The organism is Thermoactinospora rubra (genome assembly GCF_002093975.1).
GTDB classification, from domain to species: domain Bacteria; phylum Actinomycetota; class Actinomycetes; order Streptosporangiales; family Streptosporangiaceae; genus Nonomuraea; species Nonomuraea rubra_A.
Genome location: NZ_MSZZ01000053.1, coordinates 33,852 through 54,021 on the forward strand (window position 1 = coordinate 33,852; position 20,170 = coordinate 54,021).

Genomic DNA, 20,170 nt, shown 5'->3' on the forward strand with positions numbered 1-20,170 from the left:
GCGAACACCCATCATCCACGCGATCTTGGGTAGATAACCGGACATCACGGACGTTTGTTTGCGTTTCACGGCCGGGACCGCCAGGACGGCCTGAGCAGATTGGGATGGTGCACGTGCCCCTGGACGCCGCCGTGCTGTTCGGGATCGCCGCGCTCTTCGCGGCCGCCTCGGGGATGAACGACGGGGGCGCCCTCCTGGCCACGGGCCTGAAGCTGCCCAGCGTGCGGCCCCTGGTCGGCATCGTCACCCTGGTCGTGCTGGTGGCGCTGGTGCCGCTGCTGTCGGACGCGGTGGCCGTCACCTTCGTCACGCGGCTGGCGTCCTTCGACCGGCCCGGCGGGCAGGCCGCCGTGCTCATCGCGGTGGCGGCGGCGCTGCTCGTCGTCCTCGTGCTCAGCGCGCGGGGCCGCCCCACCAGCCTCACGCTCGCCCTCGTGGGCGGCCTCACCGGCGCGGGGCTCGGCGCGGGGCTGCCGGTCTCGCCCGGCTGGGTGCTGCTGGTGCTGGCGGTCGGCATCGCCTCGCCGTTCGCCGGGGCGGCGACGTCCTGGCTCGCGGCGCGGCTGCTCGTCAGGCTCGCCACCGCCCGGCAGCTGCGGCGCTGGCACGTCGCCGGGTTCCTGCTGCAGTCGGCCGCCTACGCCGCCAACGACGCGCAGAAGATGCTGGCCGTCTTCATGATCGCGCTGGGCTCGCTGGCCGTGCCGCTGTGGCTCACCGGCCTGATCGCCGCCCTGTTCGGCGTCGGCGCCCTGTACGGCATGCCCAAGGCCGGCCGCACGCTCTCGCGGGAGGTCATCGCCTCGCGTCCCCTCCACGGCGTGGCGGCCGAGCTGGGCGCGGGCCTGACCGTCGTGCTGTGCGCCGCGGCCGGCACGCCGGTGTCCATGACGCAGGCCATCGCGGGCGGGCTCATCGGCGCGGGCATCGCGCAGAGCACCGGCCGGGTTCGTTGGTACGCCACCGTCAAGATCGTTTCGGCGTGGACGCTGACGCTCCCGGTGAGCCTGGTGCTGGCCGGGGCGAGCGCGCTGCTGGTGCGGCTGGTCGGGATAGTGGAGGTGTGGGGGTGAAACGACTTCGGCGGATCCGCGACCTGCTGAGCGGGCGCATGGACAGCGCGCTCGCCGAGGCCCTTCTCGGCCAGCTCAAGGCCACCAAGGAGGGCGCCTGGCTGGCCATGGCCATGATCGGCGGCGAGGTGGGGCGGACCGGCGCGCACGAGCAGATGCGCGCGATCGAGCACCTGGGCGACGAGGAACGCCGCCGCCTGGTCGACGAGCTGCGCGACGCCCTCGTGACGCCGATCGACCGGGAGGACCTGTTCCGGCTGTCGCGTTCCATCGACGACGTGCTCGACTCGTTGCGGGATTTCGTGCGGGAGTCGCATCTGTACCGGGTGCCGGACCAGATCCGCTTCTCGCCCATGCTGGACCAGGTGATCGTGGGGATCGACGCGCTGGAGAACGCGGTGCGCGACCTGGCCTCGCGGCCCTCCGCCGTGGTCCAGGACGCGCTGGAGGCCAAGAAGGCCGGAGGCTCGATCCGGCGGATGTACCAGTACGAGATCTCGCGCATCTTCTCGGGGGAGATCGACGCGAACGCGATGAAGGAGCGGGAGCTGGTGCGCCGCCTGGAGATCGTGGGGATGGCGATCGGCGAGGCGGCCGACGCGATCGCCGACGGCGCGATGAAGCGATGAAGCGATGAAGCGATGAGCGGCCAATTGAGTAGGGCATCGAATGGCCATCGGGTGGCCGCCCGAGCCGCTCAGCCCTCGTCGTCCCAGTGGGGCGGGGTGACGGTGCCCGCCAGCCAGTCCGAGCGCAGGATCGCATACCCCACCGAGTCGTAGACCTTCCCGTCCGGGCCCGGCCAGGCCTGGCGGTAATGCGCCTCCTTCGCGTAGCCGCACCGGCGGAACACCGCGCGCATGGCGTGGTTGTCCTGCCGTGTCGTGCCCTCGATGCGGCGGATACCGGGCAACTCCGTGAACAGGTAGCGCGTCAGCCACGTCACCGCCGCCGCGCCCAGCCCCCGGCCGCGGTGCGCCTGCCGTACGCGGAGGTCGAACACCGGCGTGTCGTCGGCGAGGTCCTGCAGGCGGAGCAGGCCCGCGCGGTCGCCGCCGGCGAGCAGCCAGAACGTGCGCTCGTCGGCGTCGTCGTAAACGCCCCTGCGCGGCGCGGCGGCGGATCTGGTCGGCTCGCTGGAGGCCCGAGTGGTACGGCCAGGGCTCGCCCGTCAGGAAGTCCACCAGGTCGTCCACGTCCTCGGGGATGAAACGCACGAACTCAACCGGCACGTCAACCGGCATGTCCATCTGCATGCGGCATGCCTGCCAGGAGGGACGGCCGGGCGGCGAGGCGTTTTCCGGCGGCTTCCAAGCGGCTTTCAGGCGGCTTCCAAGCGGCTTCCGGACGGTTTCCGGACGCCGGAGCGGGGTTCAGGACGACAGGAGCGGGCCGGCCAGCGCGCGGACCTGGCCGAGCACCTCCTCATGCGCCGAGGCGAGCGGCTGCACGGCCACGTGGTCGGCGCCCGCGTCGAGGTGGGCGCGCACCCGCTTGGCGATCGTCTCCTCCTCGCCCCACGCCACGATCGCGTCGACCAGCCTGTCGCTGCCGCCGCCGGCGAAGTCGGCGTCGCCGAAGCCCAGGGCGCGCAGGTTGTTCAGGTAGTTGGGCAGCGTGAGATACCGGCTCGTGTGCTCGCGGGCGACGCGGCGCGCCCGGTCCGGGTCGCGCTCCACGACGACGGCCTGCTCGACCACGAGCAGCTTCTCCCCGCCGAGGACCTGCCGGGCGGAGGATGTGTGCTCCGGCGGCACGAAGTAAGGAAACGCCCCGTCGGCGCGGTCTCGGGCCAGCTCCAGCATCTTGGGCCGCAGCGCCGCCAGCAGCCGCGGCGCGGGGTAAGCGGGCTCGGGGACGTCGGTCTTGACCTGGTCCATCGCCTCCAGGTAGGCGCGCATGGCCGACAGCGGCCTGCCGTAGTCGTGACCGCGGGCGTCGACGAGGACCTGATGGCTCACGCCGAGGCCGAGGATGAAGCGCCCGGGGAAGGCCTCGCCGAGGGCCGCCTGAGCGGCGGCCGTGGCCGTGGCGTCGCGGGACCAGATACTGGCGATCCCGACGCCCACCCCGATGCGTCTGGTGGCGGCCAGCAGGATCGCGGCCGCCGTCAGGGGCTCGCGGCTGCCCGGCCCCTCGTTGACCCACACGGTGCCGTAGCCGAGCCGCTCGATCTCGGCCGCCGCGCGCCGCGACGCCTCCGCCGCGCCGCGGCCCAGCACGGGATGCCACACCCCGATACGTCCGTCCATCTCGCGCCTCCCGGGCTAGGATGTTCGATCGAGATGGAACACTACACCGATGTTCGACCGTCGTCGAACAGGACACGCCGGCCGTCCCACACCTCACCGGTGGAGGTGACGCTCCAGGCCGCCCTCGACGCGCTCGCCGACCCGATCCGCCGCCGGATCGTGCGCGAGCTGGCGGCCGTGCCCGACTGGACCCGCCCCTGCGGCACCTTCGCCCACCTGTCCGTCGCCAAGTCGACGCTCAGCCACCACTTCGCCGTGCTGCGCGGCGTCGGGCTGCTGGAGCAGCGCGACGAGGGGACACGGCGGCTCAACCGGCTGCGCCGCGAGGAGTTCGAGGCCCGCTTCCCCGGCCTGCTCTCGCTCGTGCTCGCAGAGGAAGGGCCCGCGGGGCACGGCGAGGCGTACGAGGAGGGTCGTTGACCGGCACGCCGGACGGCGGCGGCGCGCCCAGCGACCGTCCGGCCGCCAGAGTGGTCTGCCTGGACCGCGACGGCAGGGTCCTGCTCATGCACTGGCGCGACTGGGTCAGCGGCCACGACGTGTGGGAGCCGCCGGGGGGAGGGATCGACTCCGGGGAGTCGCCATTGGCGGCGGCCAGGCGCGAGCTGACCGAGGAGACCGGCCTGCCAGGCTCGGCCGTACGGGACCGGCACGTGCTGGTCGCCCGCGATTTCCGCTGGCTGGGAGTGAGATACGTCAAGAAGGAGCCGTTCTACCTGGCGCTGCTCGACGACAGCGCCCCGGCGGTGGATCCGGGCGAGCTGACGGACGAGGAGGCCGCCGCGTATCTCGGCTACGGGTGGTTCGCCCCGGACGAGCTGCCGGACGCCGTGGACCCTCCCGGGCTGGCCGAGGTGATCAAGGAGCTGACGTAGGCCGCCGTCTCCTCGGCCTCGCGGAAGTCGGCGCTGCTGCCGTCGTCGGCCTCGACGTGGAACCCGGGCGCCGCGGTGACCTGGACCTGACCCGCGAGCAGCACCGGGCCGCCGTGTTCAGGCGGGTCGTAGCGGTTCGGGAAGAGCGTCAGCCGCAGGCGGCGGACCAGGAGGGCCCGGATGCCGCTGGCCGCGAGCCGCTCCTGGACCCGCCCCAGCCGCTGGATCTGCTCCTCCTCCGCCCGTTCAGTGGATAGACCTCGCATTTGACATCACATGTCCCTATGTCGCTGGGATTTTCCTTGCCCAGACACCAGAGTGCACTTGAGTGACTACTCTATGTAGGGAAACCGGTGCCACACCGGAGCTGTGTGGGTGCCCACCCCGTTTGTAGAACCGTGTAGAACCGGAGCGCCGCATGCCTCCAGCACGAGAGCTCGACCCGAGCTCCTCTCCCCTGGCGTTCTTCGGAGCCGAGCTGCGCGAGCACCGCCTGCGCGCCGGGCTGTCCCAGGAGCAGCTGGCCGAACGGCTCAGCTACTCTCTGTCACTGGTCTGCGCGGTGGAGCTGGCCAGGCGGACCCCGTCGCGCGACTTCGCCGAGCGGGCCGACCAGGTCCTCGAGACGGGCGGCGAGCTGACCCGTCTGTGGCCCCTGGTACGGCAGGCGGTCTACCCCGCGTGGTTCCGGCCGTGGCTGGAGATCGAGCAGACCGCGCGCACGCTCCAGACATGGCAGCCTTTGCTGGTCCCCGGTCTGCTGCAGACCGAGGACTACGCCCGCGAGGTGCTGCGCCACGAGCCGGGCGCCACCGCCGAGCAGGCCGAGGAGGCCGTCGCGGCCCGCATGACGCGGCAGGCGATCCTCCACCGGCAGGACCCGCCGATGTACTGGGCGGTTCTGGACGAATGGGTCCTCTACCGCCCGGTCGGCCCGCCCGCCGTCATGCGCGGCCAAGTCCGGGCGCTGCTGGCCAGCGCCGAGCTGCCCAACGTCACCATCCAGGTGATCCCGCGAGACAGCCCCGCCATTCCAGGCCTCACCGGGGCGTTCGTCATCGCCAAGGTGCCAGGGGAGCCGGACCTGGTGTACCTGGAGTCGGCCGGGGAGGGCTACGTCACCGACCGGCCGGCGGACGTGGAGTCCATCGTCCGCCGATACGACGTGATCCGGTCTCTCGCCTTACCGGTTCACGCGAGTCTACATTTGCTGACAGAAGCGGAGGAAAAGATATGAAGGAGCTCAGCTGGCGCAAGTCCCGTCGTAGCGGCAGCAACGGCGGCGACTGCGTCGAGGTGGCCGTCCTCGCCGCGCCCGGGGACGTCGCCGCTCACAAGGCGCAGGAGGACCGGCTCTTCGTCCTGCGCGACTCCAAGGACCCCGAGGGGCCCAGGCTCTACTTCACCGAGTCGGAGTGGCAGGCGTTCCTGCTCGGCGTGAAGGACGGCGACTTCGACGATTTGCGGTAGCCGCCGCGGATCGCCCCCTCCCTAGGCGGCTTTTCCGGCAATTCTCAGTAAACCGTTCCAAATTCCCAGTTTGGCGATGAAGCGTCAGGAAGACGCGCCCTTCGCGGCTGCCCGGCGGCCGCCGCGAAGGACCGCGCCGTCCCGCTAGCCGGGGGCCCCGGGCGCCTGTCCGGGTTCCCTCGCGCCGCCCAGCTCGGCCAAGGTCGCGGCGGCCAGCGACCGCAGCAGCGCCCCGGCGACCCGCTCGTGCTCGGCCTCCACCGACTCGTCCGCCGCCACCGCCGCCCGGTAGCGGGCGCGTTGCTCCTCGTCGGGGTACGGCAGCGCCGTCATGGCACAGATGACCCGCACCCGGCCGTCCGGATGCCGGTCGACGGTCACCGCGTGGGTTCTCAGGCACGCCTCGTCCGCGCCGCCGAACCATCCGCACTTGACCGCGACCTTGCCGGGGAAGACCGTCCTGACCCCGAAGTCCTGCCCGGCCCTGACCATCCACTGCAGGATCGTCAGGGCGTCACGGTCGCCGAAGAAGCCCGCCAGCGCCAGGGCCGAGTAGGCCCTCGTGACCTCCTCGGCGCTGACCTCCACCGAGCCGAACCAGGCGGGGTCGGTGGGCGGCGGCGCCCACGCGACGCCGGTGCGCTCGGCCAGGCGGGACAGGATGACGCGGGGCCCGGTGCCCAGCCACAGGCGCAGGGTGGTCGTGTTGGACGACTCGACGACCGCCGGCTCGGCGTCGTGCTGCCAGGTGTCGTTCCTGTCGGCCGCCCAGGCGTACAGGGGCTTGAGCAGCGAGGCGCACCTGAGCCGGACGCCGCCGGCGCGGAAGGCGACCGCCCTGGCGGCGCCGCCGCCGTAGCCGACCACGAGGCCCGCCGCCTGGGCGGTGGCGCCGGGCGGGATGTCTCTCGCAAGCTCGTCGAAGCTCATGGGGCTCAGGATGGCATTTCTGTCACCCCGTATGGGGTGAAAAGGGCATGGCGCTTCTCGCCGTACCCCCGCATGGCGACAGACAAGCCGGACAACGCGGAAAGAACCCGTCCGCGATCGCGTCTAGCGTGGGCGCATGAAGCTGTCCTGGACCCAGGTGTGCGCACGCCGCCTCGCACGTCACCACCTCGCCGAGCCCGCCGCCGGCCTGTCCCCCGCCGACGTGGTCGCCGACATGGCCGGCACCCACGCCCAGGTGATGTCCGCCGCCGAGCTGGGCGTCGCCCTGCGCATGGCCGGCGCGACCCGGCAGACGGTCCGCGACGCCCTGTGGCGGGACCGGAGCCTGGTCAAGACCTACGGCCCGCGCGGCACCGTGCACCTGCTCCCCGCCGCCGACCTGCCGATGTGGCTGGGAGTCCTCCAGGCCGTGCCGTGGACCGCCTACAAGATGCCCGGGGACGTCGCGATGACCGCCGAGCAGACCGAGCAGGTCGTCGCGGCGGCCGGCGACGCGCTGCTGGACCGCGAGCTCACGATCGACGAGCTCGACGCCGAGGTGGTGGCCAGGACCGGGCCGTGGGCCGGGGACCTGGTGATGCCCGCCTTCCAGACCTTCTGGCCGCGCTGGCGGCAGGCCGTCCACCTGGCCGCGCACCGCGGCGTGCTGTGCTTCGGCCCGCAGCGCGGGCGCAAGGTCACCTACACCAACCCGCGTGCGACCGCCATGCCGGCCCAGGAGGCGCTGGCCGCGATCGTCCCGCTCTACCTGCGCGCGTACGGCCCGGCCACGCCCGGCCAGTTCGCGCACTGGCTCAACGCCCCCAAGTCCTGGGCCGGGGAGGTGTTCGGCCGCCTGGACCTGGAGGAGGTCGAGGTGGAGGGCAGGCGGGCCTACGTGGCCAAGGGCGACACCGAAGCGCCCGCCGAGCCGCCCCGGGGCGTGCGGCTCCTGCCGTACTTCGACACCTACGCCTACGTGGTCGGCAACCAGCCCAAGGAGCTGCTGCACCCCGGCCGGGCCGCCGAGCGGGTGCTGGGCCGCAACTACCAGACGCTCGTGGTGGACGGCGTCGTGGCCGGGCTGTGGCACCAGCGCCGATCCGGACGCAGGCTCGACGTCACCGTGGAGGCCCTGGTGCCGCTCGGCAGGCGGCAGCTCGCCGGCTGGAGGAGCAGGTGGTGCGGATCGGCGAGATCCTGCAGACCGGCACGCCGAGCCTGACCCTGGGCGAGGTGACCGCCGGAAGCCACGCCTAGCGCCGGATCACGTCCAGGCGTTGCCCGCCTGGACCATGAACCCGGCGGCCGGTACGGCGAGCACCGCCGCCAGCAGCAGGAAGCGCCACCACGGGTGCACGCGCGCGTCGGTCACGAACGCCCCCACGGCTCCGGCCGCCGCGAAGCTCCCGCAGGTGGCCAGCAGCCCGGCGACCCGGTAGGGCGGCCACCACGGCAGCGCCTTGGCGGCGACCCAGAGCGCCACGAGGACGCTCGCCGCGACCAGCGCCGTCCGCCCGCCGGGGCGTATCTCCAGGCTGTTGAGGAGGGCAGCGGCGCCGGCCAGCGTCGCCAGGGCGAGCACGAGCTGCAGGCCCAGCGTGTACGGCAGGCACCCCCAGTCGCCGCAGCCGACCGCCGCCCAGGCCAGCCGGCTGGCCAGCCACCACGCCACCCCGACGACCCCCGAGACGACCGCCGCCGGCCCCGCCCGCATGCCCATGGCCACCATCCTGTCCGACGCGGGCAGGCACCGGCCGTCTTCGTCCGGCGCGCCCGGCACGGGCCACCACCGTCCGGCGCGCCCGGCACGGGCCTCCACCGTCGCCCCCGCCGACGCCGGGCGGCGCTAGCCCGGGCCTCCCGCCAGCCGCTCGTCGGCCTCCGCCTCGGCCTCGCGGCCCAGCGCGCGCAGGGCGACGGCCCGGTTGGCGTGCAGGTCGGGCTGCGGCTCCAGCTCGATCGCCCGCGACAGGTCCGCCACCGCCCCCTCCGGGTCCCCGGCCTCATACCGCAGGATCCCCCGGTTCGCCCAGGCGGCGGCCAGCTCGGGCGCCGCCGCGATGGCCCGGTCGAACGCCTCCCTGGCCGCGGCGAACCGCCCGGCGGCCGTCTCCAGCTGCCCGAGCACGGCCAGCAGGTGCGGGTTGGCCGGCGCGAGCGCGAGGCCCGCCTCGACGTCCCTCCTGGCCTCCTCGTCCCGTTCCAGCCCGGCGAGCAGCCCGGCGCGGTTGACGTAGGCGTCGACGTACTCGGGGTCCAGCTCGATCACCCGCCCCAGGTCCGCCAGCGCCGCCGCGGTCTCCCCGAGCGCGAGGCGTGCCTGGGCCCGGTTGTAGTACGCCTCGGGCAGCGGCGGGCTCAGCCGTATGGCGGTCTCGTAGTCGGCCAGCGCCTCCTCGTAGCGGCCCAGCCGGTAGCAGAGGTTGCCCCGGTCGAGGTAGGTGTCGGGAAAGCCGGGATCCAGGGCGACGGCCGCGCCGTAGTCCTCCAGCGCCTCCTTGGCGTGCCCCAGCGCGGCGAGCAGCTGGGCGCGGTTGACCAGCAGCACCATCCGGTGCACCGGATGCCGGTCGCCGAGCTCGCGGGCCAGCTCGATGGCCGACTCGACGAGCGCCAGCGCCTCGCGCAGCCTGCCGAGGCGGAACTCCACCAGGGCCAGCGCGTTGCGGTCGAAGCCCAGCTTGAAGGCCCGCTCGCCGGGGTCGGGCAGCAGGGTCGAGATGGCGATCGCCTGGTTGAGCCAGCCGCGGGCGCGTCCCAGGTCGCGGGCGGCCGGGTCGGGATCGCGGGCGTCCAGCATGGCCAGGCCGTACGCGCTCGCGGCATGCACGGCGGGGACCTGGCTGGCCCTGCGCACGCTCTCCCACAGCTCCGCCGCCTCGGCGCGGCGGCCCAGCCCGCCCAGGGCGGTGGCCGTCCGCTGGGCGAAGTTCCACCACAGCCGGCTGCCCGGCTCGGTGCCGGCCAGGCCGCGCTCGCCCAGCTCCACGACGGCGTGGAGGAAGCCCTCCTGGGTGCAGCGGTCGACGATCGCCCACAGCTCGCCGGCGTCGCGCCGGTCGGGCGGCGGCTGCGGGCCCTCGGTCCACACCCACACGGCCAGCCGCTCGGGCGGCAGGCGCCGCGTCATCACCTGTAACAGCTCGATGTCGGTGTGGTCGGCGTGGGCGGCGTTGCAGACGGCGAGCACGCGGCCGGGCTCCGCCGTACCGGCGATGAACTCCGTCAGCCCGTTGGCCAGCCGGAGGGTGCGCCGCGGCGCGGGGACGAGGATGCGCTCCTCGTCCGACAGGAAGGACCGGCCGGGCGGCGCCCGGTCCAGCAGGCCGGGCGCCGCCGCGCGAATTTCGGTTTCGTGGGCCTCCACCAGCTCCGGGGAACGTTCCAAAGCGGCGGGAATCAGGAAGTGCAGCGCTGCGGCCGCCACGGTGTACGGCCCGCGGATGCGTCGATGCGCGTCCACCGGCGGCAGCAGCAGCCGCACGGAGTCCCATCGAGCAGGCGGTGCACCCTGAACCCAACGATGAGAGCCGGTCACCCCTTGTGGATGACGCTGGAGGCCCCCGTGAGCTTCGCGGTTCCAGGCTTGCGGACGACGATCCTCTTCATCCCTGCACTCCCCTCGAGTCGGGACCTCAATTATTCGGACGTTCCAGCGATTAGCAAGACTTATGCAAGATAAGTCAGATACTTCTCAGGAAATACCCGAAAAGGTAAGGAACCGATTTACGCTCCTCAGTCCGTCCGAAACCACGACGCCGCTTCCGAATTCCGCCGTTCCGCCTCCTCCATGAGCGAGCAGAGGCAGCGGCCCGACAGGATGACGGGCTCGCAGCACCCGTGGGAGGCGTGGGCGCGCGCCAGGAGCGCCGCACGGGCGATGAGCCGGTCCAGGTTGGGCTCGTCGGTGCCCTTGGCCGCCATCGTCCGCCAGGGGCAGCCGTCGGTGTTCTCGCACGCGGAGAGCGTCAGGATCAGCATGGGGCCGCCCTCGAACCGCACCGTCTCCGCGGGCCTGTGCCGTAGCTGGCCGAGCACGCGGGAGGCGCGGCGGGAGATCTCCAGCAGCTCGCGGTCCCTGGGCTTGCGACGCGGACGGCTCGCGGCGGCCGGCACGGCCAGCAGCATCGCGGCGACGGTCAGGCCCCCGCCCACGAGCAGCTGCCAGTCCGCGGCCTCGCCGAAGCCGAGGACCGCGATGGCGGCCACCCACAGCGGCTGGGACGACATCATGATCGAGCTGGGCACCGCGGGGACGTGCTTCTGCCCGTAGGAGCGGGCCAGGAAGCCCAGCGCGCACGAGACCACGGCCAGGTGCGCCATGATCAGCCAGTCCATGGGCCGCTCCGGCAGCTCCAGCCCGCCGGGCGCGGCCGCCACCCCCGTGAGCAGACCGATCACGCCGAGCTGGATGACCGTCACGGCGTACGCGTCGAACGTCCGCCGCTTCCTGGACATGTGCCCGAGCGCCAGAGTGTGGATCGAGTACAGCACCGCCGCGCCGAGCGTCGCCGCGAGCGCGAGATACGACAGCTTGCCGTGCTCGCCGCCGAGCAGGGTGAAGGTGGTCATCCCCCCGAGGGCGAGCGCGACGCCCACCCAGATCCGCCACGGCACGGGCGTCTTGAACACCAGCAGGCCGAGCACGGGCGTGATGACCACGCCGCAGCCGACCGCGAAACCGGACACCGACGAGGTCAGGCCATGCAGCCCCCACGCCTGGGAGAACTGGCCGACGCCGAACATGAGCCCCAGGAGCGCGGCCTGACCCCAGGTCGCACGCGAAAGCCCCCGCAGGCAGCTCGGGCGGATCAGGAACAGGGTCAGCGCGGCGAGAGAGTACCGCGTGGCCAGCACGTCCTGGACCGCCAAGCGCGAGATCAGATCGTCCATCAGCGGGAAGGCCGACCCCCAGGCGGCGCTGACGAACAACAGAAGCACGGCTCCCGTGAGGGGTCTGGGAGCGGGCACGACTGCCATGGCGGAAGCATGGCACTACTTTTCGCATCCGCGGGGGCACGGTCAGTCCGGCGGAGAGGATCCTGTACCACTCAGAGTGAAGACCGTACCTCAGAGGTTCGCTATCACCTCACCGGCCGCTCCCGCGAACCGGCCAAACGCTACAAATCCCCCGGCCACCCGTCTCCCCCGGCCACCCGTCCGCACATCCTCGCCGACGAGGCGCACGTGAACGCAGGCAAAAAGAAGGCAGGCGAAGCGAAGGCAGGACGGCACGCCGCCGGAAGGGCGGAAAGAAAAAGGTGGTGACGCCATCCCGGCACCTCCGGGCTCCCCAGGCCCGCACCGGCGAGGTGCTCAGGCGGCGCGACGACGGGCACGCGGGCACGGCGGGCGGCGCCCGGCCATGCGGAAGGCCCTCAGTTACGCACAGGCTGCTCCAGCAGCCGCTTCTCCCCGTAGACCACGACGAGGTCACCGACCCGGCGTCGCGCGGTCTCACGCCAGCCATGACGCGCGTACAGCGTCAAGGCGGCCCCCTGGTTGAGGGTGGTGTCCCCGCGGATGCTGTGGAACCCCAGCTCCACGGCGCGCGTTTCCAGCGCCCTCAGCATGGCGGCGCCGTACCCCCGCCCCTGGAACTCCGGATGCACCCGCAACCGGCACACCTCGGCGACTCCCGGCTCCACGGGCTTGAGCCCGCCCATCGCCATCACGCGACCCCCGGCCTCGCCCACCAGGAAGTCACCGCCCGACGCCAGGTAGACCTCGTGGATGCGGGGGAAGTCGTCGTCGTAGTAGACGCCGTCGCCGGGGAAGAGCCCGACCTCGGCCAGGCACACCTGGTGCAGGGCCACAATCGTGTCGAGGTCGGACCAGCGATACCGTCTGATCTTCATCCATCACCTCCTTGTCGTTGTCCTTGCCTCACCAGCGACCGGTACTCCTCGAGCATCGGATGGTCGCCGTGGCCCGCCCGGACCACCTGGCGCTCGAACTCGAGGATGGGCTTCATGATGAAGCCCGTCATGTACTCGGGCGTCAGCTGCCTGAGCGCGTCGACGCCGACCCTGAGGGCCTCGTCGACATCCCCTTCGATGAGGCGGCACTGGGCGCGGTCGAGCCGGATGTGCGTCTGGTCGAGGATGTGGTCCTGGTACTTGGCGAGCGCCTGCTCCAGCACCGCGTCGGCCTCGATCGTCTGGCCGAGCTTGGTGAGGACGTCGCCCTGGTAGAAGTACAGCTGCCGCTCGGTGTAGCCGAAGGCCACGTCGTTCTGCTCGTTCGGCTTCATGTTGGAGAAGGCCTGCCTGGCCCGGGCCAGCGCCCGCTTGGCCTGGTCGATGACCTCCTTCTTGCTCTCCGGCCCAGCGAGCATGGCCAGCGCCCTGGCCTCCACGACCGGCGCCATGGCCTGCGCGGCGCAGGAGACCTGCCCGGCCAGGCTGCTGCTCTTCTTGGCCAGGTTGAGCGCCTCGCGGGCGTCGCCGAAGTACAGCGGGACGAGGGCCTCGCGCGCGGTGATCCACGCCCGCAGCGCCCGGTCGCCGGTCTCGTCGGCGGCCAGGCGGCCGGTGCGGAAGAACGCCCGGGCCTGGCGGTGGTCGCCCAGATTGATCATGATCATCCCGCTCAGCCCGGACAGCTGCGCGGACAGGCGGCACAGCCGTTCGGCCAGGTCCACCGGCTGGCGCTTGGTCATGGCGCTGCGGACCGCGCTCAGCTCCAGCAGCACGTCGCACAGCAGCCGCAGCGGCGGCGTGGTGGTGTACTGCTGGCCGAAACCGAGCGTGGCCTCCTCCCACTGGTCCAGCATCGCGGGCGAAACCGTGGCCGACACGATCGTCTCGTCGGTCCTGCGCCGGATGCCCTCGGCCGCGGCGAGCACCTGGTCGTCCAGCCGGGCCGCGGGATTGTTGGCCAGCAGCTGTAACAAGGTGCGGCGCAGGACGTTCTCCTCCTCCTCGGTGTCCTCGTGGACGATCCCGAGCACGGGGGTGATCGTCATGGGGGCGTCGGTGGGCGGCGGCTGCTCGGGCATGTCGGTGCGGACCACGCCGGGCATGCGGTGCCCGTGGCCGCAGATGCACGGCCCCTCGTAGCCCAGCGCGAACGGCTCGACCCGATACACCGTCGCCAGGTAGTGCAGATACTCCGGCCCCGGCCGCTTCAGCCCGCTCTCGTAGGCCGACAGCAGCGTCTCCCCGATGCCGGGGGCCGGCTTGCCATCGCGCTCGAACAACGCGCGGACCTGCTCGATGACGTCGGCCAGCGCGATGCCGTACGCGAGCCGATGCGCCTTGATCTTCGTCGTGCCGAACTGCCCGTTGCACGTGTCGAAGATCTCCTCGGCGATCTGCGCGGAGGTGCGACCGGCCGCAAGACCCTTGGCGCGGATCCGTCGCGCGATCTCCGTCTCCCTGTGCTGCCTTCCGGACATCACCGGTCCCTCTCACGCACGTCCACAACGCCCGAGATCAATAACGGTCGGTAATCATGGTGTTGCACTGCGCCTATTTAACACTATGAGCCATCACTGACTGCTTGAAAACGTCGGCTTGAAGCCTACGGTTAAGGATCGTCCTCCCGTGGACTGTTTCTTACAACCCACGATGGAGAAGGGGACTCCCCGTGAGCAGCATGACCTCGTTGCGTGACGGCCTTTCTTGAGTCATCTTGGGCCCACCGACCAACGAGGCAAGGAGGAACGAGGTGGGGGACGACAACCTCGGACACCTAGAGCGTCTGGTGTCAGAGCTCGGTGCCCGCGGACTGCTCGCCCGGGTGGTCAGATCTCAGTCGGGGCGCCTGTTCGTCCGAGTGATCAATCCGAATGCGACCAGTCTGTCCGAGAGCGTCACCTGCCAGCCGCTTTCGGTCCCCGACGTGGCGGACTGGTGGTACTGGTGGTCCTGGGGCGAGCGGCTGCATCAAGCCGACGATCCGGCGGGCGCGGCGACGAAGGTCGCCCGAGTGCTGGCCGCGGTGGGGGAGTGATCGAGCGGTGACCGGGACGGAGCGCAGCCGCCCCGGTCGCCGCGCCCACGGCGGCGTCGGGGAGCCGGCGGGGTGACCTTAGGTGCGGAGACCCTTGTGGTTCTGGTCACTTCGCCGGCTCCCGCCAAGCCACAACTTCACAGAGCTGGGGTCCGCGAGGATCCCGACCGGAAACGGCCCGGGACATGCTTCCGGGTGTGTGTCCCGGCCGAGCCGTACGTCACCGGAGCGCGAGGACTCTCCCTCCGCGGCCCAGAGCCCCCGCGTCCCGTCTTCCCCGGCGTGATGTGACGACGGCCGGTTCGGTCGGCAGTATGGATGGGTCCAAAGCGCATCGAAACTGCCGACCGAACCGCTTCCGGAGGAGGATTCCCCTCGTGCTCGTTCCTACGACTCCATCACCGTCCCCGTCGCCCAGCGGAGACCCGCTCGACCTGGGCGAAACCGTCACCGGGATGGCGCAGACCTGTGGGAACGACTGGATCTGCTCCGGCTTCACCGCCTTCCTGCCGAACGCCGCCTGGGCGCCGCTGATCGCCACTGTGATCACCGTCGTGGTGATCCTCGTCATCGCCTACGCCGTACGCAACATCGTCCACCGCGTCATCACGCGGGTGGTCAACAGGGCCGCGCACGGCACGCCCATCGCCGCCCGCTGGCGCAAGGGCAACGCGGTCACCGACGGCATCGACGCCCTGCTCCACGAACGGCGCAAGCAGCGCGCCGAGACCATGGGCTCGGTCCTGAAGCACGTGGCCTCCATCGTCGTCCTCGGCACCGCCATACTGACCGTGCTCGACCGCCTCACCATCCCGATCGCCCCGCTGCTCACCAGCGTCGGCATCGTCGGCGTCGCCCTCGGCTTCGGCGCCCAGGAGCTCGTCAAGGACTTCATCGCCGGCATGTTCATGCTCCTGGAGGACCAGTACGGCGTGGGCGACGTCGTCGACGTGGGCACGGCGGTCGGCACGGTGGAGGCCGTCACCCTGCGCATCACCCGCCTACGCGACGCCGACGGCCGGGTCTGGTACGTCCGCAACGGCACCATCACCCGCGTCGGCAACGAGTCCCAGGGCTGGTCGCGCGCCTACCTCGACGTCCCCGTCGCCTACACCGCCGACATCGCGGCCGTGCGCGACCTGCTCAACAAGGTCGCCGACGAGCTGTGGGAGGACCCCGACTTCCGCGAGAGCGTCATCGTGGACCGGCCGGACGTGTTCGGCGTGGAGCAGCTGTCCGACAGCTCGATGGTGTTCCGCATCACCGCCAAGACCCTCCCCGCGCGGCAGGCCGACGTGGCCCGCGAGCTCCGCCTGCGGGTCAAGCTGGCACTGGACTCCGCGGGAATACCCCTCGCCGCCTAGTCATTGGAATCCAACGTGAGTGAGCCGACCTTCTACGACGCCGTCGGCGGCGAGGAGACCTTCAAGCGCCTCGTCAGCCGCTTCTACGAGGGCGTCGCCGAGGACCCGCTGCTGCGCCCGCTGTATCCGGAGGAGGACCTCACCGGGGCGGAGGAGCGGCTGCGCCTGTTCCTCATCCAGTACTGGGGCGGCCCCACCACCTACAGCCGGCAGCGCGGGCACCCCCGCCTGCGCATGCGGCACGCCCCCTTCGTCATCGGCGGCGCCGAGCGCGACGCATGGCTCAAGCACATGCACGACGCGGTCGAATCGCTCGGCCTGCCAGAAGACCTGCGAACCCGGCTTTGGGACTACTTGGTTTACGCCGCCCACAGCTTGGTCAATTCACCTGGATGAGCTTCCCCTGGTGGCGTGACGCCGTCGTCTACGAGATCTATGTCCGCAGCTTCGCCGACGCCTCGGGTGACGGCGTCGGCGATCTGGCGGGGATCCGCGAGCGCCTGCCGTACCTGTCGCGGCTCGGCGTGGACGCGATCTGGCTGACCCCGTTCTACCCCTCCCCCATGGCCGACGGCGGGTACGACGTGGCCGACTACCGCGGCGTCGACCCGCTGTTCGGCACGCTGGCGGACTTCGAGGCGCTGGTCGCCGACGCGCACGAGCTCGGGCTGAAGGTGATCGTCGACATCGTGCCCAACCACAGCTCCTCGGCCCATCCGTGGTTCCAGGAGGCGCTGCGCGGCGTCGGCAGGGACCGCTACATCTTCCGCGACTCCGAGGGCGGGCTGCCGCCCAACAACTGGCAGTCCACCTTCGGCGGCCCAGCCTGGACGCGGGTGGCCGACGGGCAGTGGTACCTGCACCTGTTCGCGCCCGGCCAGCCCGACTTCAACTGGCGCAACCCCGTAATCCACGAGGAGTTCCTCGACATCCTGCGCTTCTGGCTGGACCGCGGCGTCGACGGCTTCCGCATCGACGTGGCGATGGGCCTGTACAAGGCCGAGGACCTGCCGGACGTGGAGGACCAGTCGTTCATGTCCCGCTCCCCCATCTGGGGGCAGCCGGAGGTGCACGAGGTCTACCGGCAGTGGCGCAAGGTCCTGGAGTCCTACCCCGGCGAGCGCATGGCGGTCGGCGAGGTGTGGACCGACAGCGCCGAGGACCTGGCCCGCTACGTCCGTCCCGACGAGCTGCACCAGAGCTTCAACTTCGCCTGGCTGCAGGCCCCCTGGTCGGCCGAGGCCTTCCGCAAGGTGATCGCGGACACGCTGGCCACGGTGCCCTTCGCCACGTGGGTGCTGTCCAACCACGACGTCGTACGGCACCGCACCCGCTACGAGACCGCCGACCCCGGGACCGGGCTGTCCCGGGCCAAGGCCGCGCTGCTGACGATGCTGGCCCTGCCGGGGTCGGCGTACCTGTACCAGGGGGAGGAACTCGGCCTTCCCGAGGTCAAGGACATCCCCGACCATGCGCGGCAGGACCCCGTCTTCTTCCAGTCCAAGGGCAGGCTGCCCGGCCGCGACGGCTGCCGCGTCCCGCTGCCGTGGACCTCGACCGGCGCGTCCCTCGGCTTCTCCCCCGACGGGGTGCGCCCCTGGCTGCCGCAGCCGAAGGTCTTCGCCGAGCTGAGCGCCGAGCGCCAGAGCGGGGATCCCGACTCGACCCTCGAGTTCTACCGCCGGGCCCTGGCCTGCGGCCGTGAGCTGCTGAAATCACTTCCTTATACCTTGGAGTGGCTGGATTCCCCCGAGGGTGCGCTTTTCTTTACCCGCGGGCCGCTGATCTGCGCGATCAACTGCGGCATGGACGAGGTACGGCTCCCGCCGTACGAGCGGGTGCTGATGGCCAGCGGACCGGTCGACGGCGACCGGCTGCCGCCCGACACGGCGACCTGGCTGCAGGCCTCGTGATCGTCTCCTGACCGTCGCGCCCGGATCCGCCTCGAGGGCCGGGCGCTTCACGTGACGTGGTAGCGCTCGAGGTAGGCGATCTCCTCCCCGGTCAGCCGCCTGGGAGCCTGCCGCTCCACGTCGTAGGACACCAGGACCGAGCGGGCTCGCACGAACACGTCCTCGTCGTCGCGGACCTCGTACTCCAGCGTGAAACGGACGGGCCTGATCTCGCTCACCCACGTCTCGACCCTCACGGGATCGGGGCGGAACGTCAGCGGGCGCCTGTAGTCGATCTCGTGCCTGGCGACCACGAGGCCCTGGAACGGCCTGCCGCCCTCGCGCTGCGGGTCGATGTGGAGCAGGCCCGTCCGGGAGTCCTCGAGGTAGTCGAGGAAGCGCACGTTGTTCACGTGGCCGAGGGAGTCGATGTCGGCGAAACGCACCATTCGGGGGAAGACGTGGCGCTGCTTGAGGGATCGTTCAACCACGCCGTCACGCTACCCGCCCGCTCGGCCGTACCTCGTGGCAGGTCCCCGTGAGCAACCCGAACGGATGACGACAGCGCTGAAGAGCGACCGGGACAGGGCGGGAAGCTCGGACGGAAACGGGGTGAAAGGCCGGGCTGGAAACCGGCCTTTCACCCCGTCGCGTCAGTCGCGGGTCAGCTTGCGGTACGTCACCCGGTGCGGCCGGGCCGCCTCGACGCCGAGCCGCTCGATCTTGTTCTTCTCGTAGTCGGCGAAGTTGCCCTCGAACCAGAACCAGCTCGACCCTTCCTCCCACGCCAGGATGTGCGTGGCGATGCGGTCGAGGAACCACCGGTCGTGCGAGGTGATGACCGCGCAGCCCGGGAAGTCGAGCAGCGCGTTCTCCAGGCTCGACAGGGTCTCGGTGTCCAGGTCGTTGGTCGGCTCGTCGAGCAGCAGCACGTTGCCGCCCTGCTTGAGCGTGAGCGCCAGGTTGAGGCGGTTGCGCTCGCCGCCGGACAGGACGCCCGCCTTCTTCTGCTGGTCGGGGCCCTTGAAGCCGAACGCGGCGATGTAGGCCCTGGACGGCATCTCCACGTTGCCGACCTTGATGTGGTCGAGCCCGTCGGAGACGACCTCCCAGACGTTCTTGTTGGGGTCGATGCCCGCGCGGGTCTGGTCGACGTAGGAGATCTGCACGGTCTCGCCGATGGTGATCGACCCGCTGTCGGGCGTCTCGCTGCCGGTGATCATGCGGAACAGCGTGGTCTTGCCGACGCCGTTGGGGCCGATGATGCCGACGATGCCGTTACGCGGCAGGTCGAAGCTGAGGTTCTCGATCAGCAGGCGGTCGCCGAAGCCCTTGGTGAGGTTCTCGGCCTTGATCACCGTGGTGCCCAGGCGCGGGCCCGGCGGGATCTGGATCTCGTCGAAGTCGAGCTTGCGGTACTTGTCCGCCTCGGCCGCCATCTCCTCGTAGCGCTGGAGGCGGGCCTTGCTCTTGGTCTGGCGGGCCTTCGGGTTGGAGCGGACCCACTCCAGCTCCTCCTCCAGCCGCTTCTTGCGCTTGGCGTCCTTCTGGCCCTCGACCTTGAGCCGGGCGGCCTTCTTCTCCAGGTAGGTGGAGTAGTTGCCCTCATAGGGGTAGCAGCGGCCGCGGTCGAGCTCGAGGATCCAGGTGGCGACGTTGTCGAGGAAGTAACGGTCGTGGGTGACGGCCAGGACGGTGCCGGGGTACTTCTCCAGGTGCTGCTCCAGCCACTGCACGCTCTCGGCGTCGAGGTGGTTGGTCGGCTCGTCGAGCAGCAGCAGGTCGGGCTGCTCCAGCAGCAGCTTGCACAGCGCCACGCGGCGGCGCTCACCACCGGACAGCTTGGTCACGTCGGCGTCGGGCGGCGGGCAGCGCAGCGCGTCCATCGCCTGCTCCAGCTGGCTGTCCAGATCCCATGCGTTGCGGTGGTCCAGGATGTCCTGGAGCTTGCCCATCTCCTCCAGCAGCTCGTCGCTGTAGTCGGTGGCCATCAGCTCGGCGATCTCGTTGAACCGCGCGAGCTTCTCCATCGTGTCGGCCACGCCCTCCTGGACGTTGCCGAGCACGGTCTTGGACTCGTTGAGCGGCGGCTCCTGCTGGAGCATGCCCACGGTGTAGCCGGGCATCAGCCTCGCCTCGCCGTTCGACGGCTGTTCGAGACCGGCCATCATGCGCAGCAGCGTCGACTTCCCGGTGCCGTTCGGGCCCAGAACGCCGATCTTCGCGCCAGGCAGGAACGACAGCGTGACGTCGTCAAGGACAACCTTGTCGCCATGCGCTTTGCGCACGCGCTGCAACGTGTAGATGTACTCCGGCATGCCTTCTAGCTTAGGGCCTCCGGAACACCCGACTGCT

At 71.1% G+C, this 20,170-nt stretch carries 21 protein-coding genes and 1 pseudogene; 11 read left to right on the forward strand and 11 right to left on the reverse strand.

Annotated features, from left to right (window positions below; all coding sequences use genetic code 11):
• Positions 1-104 precede the first annotated feature (104 nt).
• The gene (locus BSB02_RS32090; RefSeq protein WP_084964731.1) at positions 105-1,073 is read left to right on the forward strand and encodes an inorganic phosphate transporter; all 969 of its coding nucleotides are present in this window, start codon (positions 105-107) and stop codon (positions 1,071-1,073) included.
• Positions 1,070-1,702 carry a DUF47 domain-containing protein gene (locus BSB02_RS32095; protein WP_084964732.1) on the forward strand — a complete coding sequence of 211 codons (633 nt, stop codon included), beginning with the start codon at positions 1,070-1,072 and terminating at the stop codon, positions 1,700-1,702. Before BSB02_RS32090 ends, BSB02_RS32095 begins: the two co-directional genes overlap by 4 nt.
• A gap of 68 nt (positions 1,703-1,770) precedes the next feature.
• Here the strand turns inward: BSB02_RS32095 and BSB02_RS32100 are convergent, their stop codons facing one another.
• Together BSB02_RS32100 and BSB02_RS32105 are read right to left on the reverse strand one after the other, a co-directional pair.
• Complete coding sequence (locus BSB02_RS32100) at positions 1,771-2,139, reverse strand: GNAT family N-acetyltransferase (RefSeq protein ID WP_206185005.1); 369 nt, start codon at positions 2,137-2,139, stop codon at positions 1,771-1,773.
• Between the two features lie 307 nt (positions 2,140-2,446).
• Positions 2,447-3,325, reverse strand: coding sequence for a TIGR03620 family F420-dependent LLM class oxidoreductase (locus BSB02_RS32105; RefSeq protein ID WP_084964733.1), 879 nt, complete (start codon positions 3,323-3,325; stop codon positions 2,447-2,449).
• 99 nt (positions 3,326-3,424) lie between these two features.
• On the opposite strand from BSB02_RS32105, the gene BSB02_RS32110 reads away from it, so the two are divergent.
• Positions 3,425-3,745, forward strand: a complete 321-nt coding sequence (locus BSB02_RS32110) for an ArsR/SmtB family transcription factor (protein WP_240506824.1) — start codon at positions 3,425-3,427, stop codon at positions 3,743-3,745.
• Positions 3,742-4,200 carry an NUDIX hydrolase gene (locus BSB02_RS32115; protein WP_084964735.1) on the forward strand — a complete coding sequence of 153 codons (459 nt, stop codon included), beginning with the start codon at positions 3,742-3,744 and terminating at the stop codon, positions 4,198-4,200. Before BSB02_RS32110 ends, BSB02_RS32115 begins: the two co-directional genes overlap by 4 nt.
• Here BSB02_RS32115 and BSB02_RS40065 read toward each other — a convergent pair.
• Positions 4,119-4,466, reverse strand: coding sequence for a hypothetical protein (locus tag BSB02_RS40065; RefSeq protein ID WP_143591404.1), 348 nt, complete (start codon positions 4,464-4,466; stop codon positions 4,119-4,121). The two genes, BSB02_RS32115 and BSB02_RS40065, sit on opposite strands and share 82 nt — an antisense overlap.
• Before the next feature lie 152 nt (positions 4,467-4,618).
• Between BSB02_RS40065 and BSB02_RS32125 the strand changes: the two genes are divergently transcribed.
• Together BSB02_RS32125 and BSB02_RS32130 are read left to right on the forward strand one after the other, a co-directional pair.
• Positions 4,619-5,437, forward strand: a complete 819-nt coding sequence (locus BSB02_RS32125; protein ID WP_084964737.1) for a helix-turn-helix domain-containing protein — start codon at positions 4,619-4,621, stop codon at positions 5,435-5,437.
• Positions 5,434-5,670 (forward strand): DUF397 domain-containing protein, encoded by a 237-nt coding sequence (locus BSB02_RS32130; protein ID WP_084964738.1) that lies wholly within the window; start codon positions 5,434-5,436, stop codon positions 5,668-5,670. The genes BSB02_RS32125 and BSB02_RS32130 overlap by 4 nt, the downstream gene beginning before the upstream one ends.
• A 144-nt stretch (positions 5,671-5,814) precedes the next feature.
• On the opposite strand, the gene BSB02_RS32135 is transcribed toward BSB02_RS32130, so the two are convergent.
• Positions 5,815-6,600: a hypothetical protein gene (locus BSB02_RS32135; RefSeq protein WP_084964739.1), complete on the reverse strand. Its 786-nt coding sequence runs from the start codon at positions 6,598-6,600 to the stop codon at positions 5,815-5,817.
• A 136-nt stretch (positions 6,601-6,736) separates the two neighbouring features.
• On the opposite strand from BSB02_RS32135, the gene BSB02_RS32140 reads away from it, so the two are divergent.
• The gene (locus BSB02_RS32140; protein WP_240506826.1) at positions 6,737-7,825 is read left to right on the forward strand and encodes a winged helix DNA-binding domain-containing protein; all 1,089 of its coding nucleotides are present in this window, start codon (positions 6,737-6,739) and stop codon (positions 7,823-7,825) included.
• Positions 7,826-7,867: 42 nt separating this feature from the next.
• Here the strand turns inward: BSB02_RS32140 and BSB02_RS32145 are convergent, their stop codons facing one another.
• From BSB02_RS32145 to BSB02_RS32165, 5 genes are all read right to left on the reverse strand, one after another.
• Complete coding sequence (locus BSB02_RS32145; RefSeq protein ID WP_084964740.1) at positions 7,868-8,383, reverse strand: hypothetical protein; 516 nt, start codon at positions 8,381-8,383, stop codon at positions 7,868-7,870.
• 66 nt (positions 8,384-8,449) lie between these two features.
• On the reverse strand, positions 8,450-10,087 hold the full coding sequence (locus BSB02_RS32150; RefSeq protein WP_084964741.1) for a tetratricopeptide repeat protein: 1,638 nt from the start codon (positions 10,085-10,087) through the stop codon (positions 8,450-8,452).
• Positions 10,088-10,338: 251 nt separating this feature from the next.
• Positions 10,339-11,544, reverse strand: a complete 1,206-nt coding sequence (locus BSB02_RS32155; RefSeq protein ID WP_158088789.1) for a DMT family transporter — start codon at positions 11,542-11,544, stop codon at positions 10,339-10,341.
• A gap of 437 nt (positions 11,545-11,981) precedes the next feature.
• On the reverse strand, positions 11,982-12,461 hold the full coding sequence (locus tag BSB02_RS32160) for a GNAT family N-acetyltransferase (RefSeq protein ID WP_084964743.1): 480 nt from the start codon (positions 12,459-12,461) through the stop codon (positions 11,982-11,984).
• Positions 12,458-14,002 carry an NsdA family TPR-like regulatory protein gene (locus tag BSB02_RS32165; RefSeq protein WP_084964744.1) on the reverse strand — a complete coding sequence of 515 codons (1,545 nt, stop codon included), beginning with the start codon at positions 14,000-14,002 and terminating at the stop codon, positions 12,458-12,460. The genes BSB02_RS32160 and BSB02_RS32165 overlap by 4 nt, the downstream gene beginning before the upstream one ends.
• Positions 14,003-14,274: 272 nt before the next feature.
• Here BSB02_RS32165 and BSB02_RS32170 point away from each other — a divergent pair, with 272 nt between their 5' ends.
• From BSB02_RS32170 to BSB02_RS32185, 4 genes and pseudogenes are all read left to right on the forward strand, one after another.
• Positions 14,275-14,559, forward strand: coding sequence for a hypothetical protein (locus BSB02_RS32170; protein WP_084964745.1), 285 nt, complete (start codon positions 14,275-14,277; stop codon positions 14,557-14,559).
• Between the two features lie 455 nt (positions 14,560-15,014).
• Positions 15,015-15,923 carry a mechanosensitive ion channel family protein gene (locus BSB02_RS32175; RefSeq protein WP_240506828.1) on the forward strand — a complete coding sequence of 303 codons (909 nt, stop codon included), beginning with the start codon at positions 15,015-15,017 and terminating at the stop codon, positions 15,921-15,923.
• 15 nt (positions 15,924-15,938) lie between these two features.
• Positions 15,939-16,313, forward strand: a pseudogene (locus BSB02_RS32180) (globin); the annotation flags it as partial.
• A 2-nt stretch (positions 16,314-16,315) separates the two neighbouring features.
• A complete protein-coding gene (locus tag BSB02_RS32185; RefSeq protein ID WP_084964748.1) occupies positions 16,316-17,836 on the forward strand; it encodes a glycoside hydrolase family 13 protein in 1,521 nt (506 codons plus the stop codon).
• Between the two features lie 47 nt (positions 17,837-17,883).
• Here BSB02_RS32185 and BSB02_RS32190 read toward each other — a convergent pair whose 3' ends face one another.
• Both BSB02_RS32190 and ettA read right to left on the reverse strand, forming a co-directional pair.
• On the reverse strand, positions 17,884-18,306 hold the full coding sequence (locus BSB02_RS32190; protein ID WP_276206375.1) for an acyl-CoA thioesterase: 423 nt from the start codon (positions 18,304-18,306) through the stop codon (positions 17,884-17,886).
• Positions 18,307-18,468: 162 nt separating this feature from the next.
• Positions 18,469-20,133, reverse strand: coding sequence for an energy-dependent translational throttle protein EttA (ettA, locus tag BSB02_RS32195; protein ID WP_084964750.1), 1,665 nt, complete (start codon positions 20,131-20,133; stop codon positions 18,469-18,471).
• Between the last annotated feature and the right edge of the window lie 37 nt (positions 20,134-20,170).